At 69.2% G+C, this 1,733-nt stretch carries 1 protein-coding gene; it reads left to right on the forward strand.

Annotated elements, in window-relative coordinates; translation table 11 throughout:
• Window positions 1-91: 91 nt before the first annotated feature.
• On the forward strand, window positions 92-1,231 hold the full coding sequence (locus ACFV0O_RS41470; RefSeq protein WP_380350270.1) for a hypothetical protein: 1,140 nt from the start codon (window positions 92-94) through the stop codon (window positions 1,229-1,231).
• Window positions 1,232-1,733 lie beyond the last annotated feature (502 nt).

Raw genomic sequence — 1,733 nt, forward strand, 5'->3', positions numbered from 1 at the left:
GCGCTGGTGCCCCGCGCCGGAAAGGGGCCCCACCAACCCCGACCGCCAACCAGGCGGCCACCCCTCCCGGCCACCCACCAGGGAGAAACACATGAACAACCCGTCGAAGATCGAACGGCTCTACGAGCCCGTTATCGACCAGCACGAGTCGTGGATCGCCGTGAACGGAGTCCAGGGCTGCAACAAGGGATGCGGGTACTGCTTCCTCGAGGACCGAGGCCTGACCAGGGTCCGCCCGGTCGAGCTCGCCACGCCCGCCAAGACCCTCGAACTGTTGCTGGACAGCCGCTACTACCGGCCGACCAGTGTCCTGGCCCTCTACACCTGCACCGACGCCCTGTCCACGCCCCGCACCCGCAAGCATCTCACCGAACTGCTCGATCTCTTCGTCGAGCGTGGACTGCGCAACCCGGTGTGCCTGATCACCAAGTGCGGCTTCACCCCGGACGTCCTCGAGTGTCTGACCCGTACCCGAGCGGCCGGACTGCCCGTCATCGTCTACCTCAGCTACTCCGGTCTGGGACCTGACGTCGAGCAGGGCATCAACCACGACGCCCTCAGGGCGAACTTCCCCGCCCTCCACGCCATCGGCATTCCGGTCATCCACTACTGGCGCCCGTTCCTGCCGCAGAACTCCACTCCCGAGGCAGTGCACCGCGTCCTCGGGCTGGCGACGCAGTACGCGCAGTGCTCGGTTGCCGTCGGCCTCAAGGTCAAGCCGGGCGCCCGCGACCAGATGGCACCGCTGTGGCCCGCGCTGAAGGACCCTGGCCTGGACGTGGAGAGTGCCTCCTCGGTCTGGCCGGCCACCATGCGCGAGACGGTGTTCGGTCTGGCACAGCACTACCGCGACTACCCGGTCTTCGAGACCAACTCGTGCGCTCTGTCCCACGTCCTCAAGCAGCCGGACACTTCCAACATCCTGGGCTCGTCCGTCTGCCAGTCCAACCTCTGCCCCTTGTCGCAGCGGGAGCGGTGCGCGATCGGACGCCCGGGCCAGGTCACCCGCGCCGGGATCGACGCCCACCTCGCGCAGATCGGCATCCCTGGTACTCCCTACGACTGGGAGCCCCTGACCCGCACGATGACCGTCAAGGTGCCGATGACCGCGGGCGACTGCAACAGCCTCGCCCACACCCTGAGCATTCGCGTTCGAGCCGAACGGAGTTCGTCCGACCACTACTGGCCGGGCAAGGGCTCCACCACCGGGCTGCTGATCATCGACAACTGATCCATAGGCTGCCCGCCCCGGGCGGCCGTAGGGCTGGATCACCCTCTGGGTCCGGGCACTGCCCCGGACCCAGAGGGGGATCCGTCTGCGAACAGAACCTCGCAGGCACCACACGTTGCACGCGCGAACCACCAGCACGCTTCCGGCGGAACCGGAGGAGTAGAGGCGCGATGACAGCCGCACAGCCCCTACCACCGGCGCCGTGCTGCGCCAGCACGCTACGGAGTAGGCGTCGCCTCATGCGCCAGGGGCATGCGGGGCGTCAGCCCGCGCTGGTCCACTGGCGGCCGATCCCCGGCAGGCCGGCACTGCCTTGGTCGCCCCCTGCGGGGGCGGCTGTGCTGGTGGCCCGGTGGCGTTCACCGTCCCGGTGGCGTCGGCCCTGGCGGGCCTTTGGCCACCGTGCCGGGCCACCGGGCCTCGGACACGCCTTCGGCGTGGCTGTGCTTGTGGCCCGGCGCGTTCACCGGGATCGGTGTTCAGGCCCTGGGGGCCTGAACAC

It is taken from the genome of Kitasatospora sp. NPDC059577, assembly GCF_042735475.1.
In the GTDB taxonomy this organism is placed as follows: domain Bacteria; phylum Actinomycetota; class Actinomycetes; order Streptomycetales; family Streptomycetaceae; genus Kitasatospora.

Coding starts and splice junctions, on each gene's coding strand:
- ACFV0O_RS41470 (WP_380350270.1), top strand. CDS start 92: ATGAACAACCCGTCGAAGATCGAACGGCTCTACGAGCCCGTTATCGAC.